Source organism: Bradyrhizobium sp. STM 3809 (assembly GCF_000239795.1).
In the GTDB taxonomy this organism is placed as follows: domain Bacteria; phylum Pseudomonadota; class Alphaproteobacteria; order Rhizobiales; family Xanthobacteraceae; genus Bradyrhizobium.
The window spans coordinates 1-2,287 of sequence record NZ_CAFJ01000543.1 but is presented as its reverse complement, the minus strand read 5'-3'; the positions used below and the strand labels follow the sequence as shown (position 1 = coordinate 2,287).

Here is a 2,287-nt window from a genome sequence, read left to right as displayed (position 1 = left end):
CTCCGGGATCGCCAGACCTCGTCATCTGACGACATGATGGACGCGCCGGCGCCTGCTTCAACGCGCATGATGTCACAGGCCCCGGGTCGGGGTCATGCCGATCCGGGCCCGATAGTCCCGTCGTACTGTTGCAAAAGAGTCCACTGAAAAACCCGACGGCCGGCGTGCGGGACGCGCGCTCAGGCGCTGATGATGTCGTGGAGATCGAGCGGCTTGTCGACCTGGGCGAACCATTCGGCCCGGTTGGCGGCGCGCCGGCGGCCGCGCTCGTCGAGCGGCAGCTTGAGCTGGCGCAGCAGGCTCGTGACCTCCTCGCGCGCCGTGACATGGCCGAGATTGGGGCGCGTGCCGAGCGTCGCCTCGTCGATGTCGTCGAGCGCCGTCAGCCCGCGCGGAAAGAACTCGCGATACACCACGCGCTCGGCAAAGCCGTCGATGGCGCGGAAACCGAGCCGCAGCGACAGGTCCTTCAGCCCTTCGGCGACCAGCTGCTTGTTGCGCGAGCCCAGCATCGACAGGCGATTGCGCACCACGATCCAGTCGGTCATGGCGCCATCGACCTGGCGGCGCTTGCGCCGGACGTCGCGCACCATCTCGGCGTAGTGGCTCTCCCCGGTCACGGCATAGGTCGCGGGATCCACCGTGCCGAGCACGTCGAAATCGAGGAAACTGTCGTTGATCGGGGTGACCAGCGTGTCGGCCATCGAGTGCGCCAGGCGCATCAGATAGCTGTCGTTGCCCGGCGTATCGATGACGATGAAATCGAACGACCGTTCGACCGCGCTCACCGCCTCCATGAACTGCTGGAACTCGGTGTTCTCGTTCTCGTCGATCTGCAGGGTCTGGCCGAGCTGGATGCAGTAGTGCGTCGGCAGCTCCAGGCGCAGGCCGGTGCGGCGCGCCCAGGCGCTGCGGTTGTTGATGTAGTGGGTGAAACTCTGCTGGCGGCAGTCCAGATCGATGGTGGCGACACGCTGGCCGGCCTTCAGAAGCGCAACAGCGATGTGCAGGGCGGTGGTGGACTTTCCCGACCCGCCCTTCTCGTTTCCAAGCACAACCACGTGGGCCGAGCCCGATTGTCCTTGGCTAGTCTGCACCAGCATGTTTTCGACCTCTTACGATCATCTTCGAGTCACGGTCGTCTGCGGTCAAGTGAAATGCATCATCATCGTGAATCTCACGGGGGATGCGCCCTCCGCTACTACTTGGCGCGCGCGTTTACCAACTCCGCATGAGATGCGGAGACGTGCTAACAGGCGTATTCAAGTAGGCTGAGCGGTTGGCTTCGCTGTTGTGAGAGGCGGTCCGCCGAGCGTCAAGGCCGAACAGAAGACCTGCGATTTTTCGCTGCGAGATCGAGCAAAAATGTCACGACATCCGCGTATCGCCCGTACCGTCCCGGCCCTCCGCCGCGAGCTCGACAGCTTGCGCGCGAGAAAGGCCAGCATCGCTCTCGTGCCGACGATGGGCGCGCTCCATGACGGTCATCTGTCGCTCGTTCGCCTGGCGAAGCGCCGCGCCGACAAGGTCGTCGTCTCGATCTTCGTCAACCCGACTCAGTTCGCGCCGACGGAGGATTTCGGCTCTTACCCGCGGACCTGGAAGGAGGATGTTGCAAAGCTCAGCGCCGAGCGCGTCGATCTGATCTGGCACCCCGATGCCAAGGCGATGTATCCGGAGGGCTTCGCGACCCGCATCCTGCCGGAAGGCCCGGCGCTGGCCGGGCTGGAGGATCGCTTCCGCCCGCATTTCTTCGGCGGCGTCGCCACCGTGGTCGCCAAGCTGTTCACGCAATGCCGGCCCGATGTCGCGATCTTCGGCGAGAAGGATTATCAGCAGCTGCGCGTCGTGACGCAGATGGCGCGCGACCTCGATCTCGGCGTCCGCGTCGTCGGCTCGCGTACGGTGCGCGAACGCGACGGTCTCGCGATGTCCTCACGCAATGTCTATCTCAGTGCAGACGAGCGGCTGATCGCCCCGACGCTGCACCGCGTGCTGAAGCAAATTGCAACGCGCTTGCGTGCCGGCGACGACATGCAGCAGGCGGTTGGCGACGGCGTCATGACGATCACCGAGGCCGGTTTCACTCTGGACTATCTCGAAGTCCGCCACGCCGAGACGCTGGCGCCGCTGGCTCCGAACGAGTCCGGACCGAAGCGGATCTTGGTTGCGGCCAAGATCGGAACCACACGGCTGATCGACAACATCGCGGCGTAAAGGCGCGAGAGAGCAATGCCTGCCGAAGCATCGGTGCCCTCGGGCCGTCGCAGCGAGTGATCGGGCCAGC

General features: G+C 64.8%; 2 protein-coding genes. One reads left to right on the top strand and one right to left on the bottom strand.

Annotated features, from left to right (window positions below):
* Nucleotides 1–179 precede the first annotated feature (179 nt).
* Nucleotides 180–1,103 carry a division plane positioning ATPase MipZ gene (locus BRAS3809_RS24830; protein WP_008964781.1) on the bottom strand — a complete coding sequence of 308 codons (924 nt, stop codon included), beginning with the start codon at nucleotides 1,101–1,103 and terminating at the stop codon, nucleotides 180–182.
* Between the two features lie 262 nt (nucleotides 1,104–1,365).
* On the opposite strand from BRAS3809_RS24830, the gene panC reads away from it, so the two are divergent.
* Nucleotides 1,366–2,217 (top strand): pantoate--beta-alanine ligase, encoded by an 852-nt coding sequence (gene panC, locus BRAS3809_RS24825; protein ID WP_008964780.1) that lies wholly within the window; start codon nucleotides 1,366–1,368, stop codon nucleotides 2,215–2,217.
* The last annotated feature ends 70 nt before the right edge of the window (nucleotides 2,218–2,287 follow it).

Excerpts from the sequence above, each read along its gene's own strand:
- panC (WP_008964780.1), top strand. The coding sequence starts at position 1,366 with ATGTCACGACATCCGCGTATCGCCCGTACCGTCCCGGCCCTCCGCCGC.
- BRAS3809_RS24830 (WP_008964781.1), bottom strand. The coding sequence starts at position 1,103 with ATGCTGGTGCAGACTAGCCAAGGACAATCGGGCTCGGCCCACGTGGTT.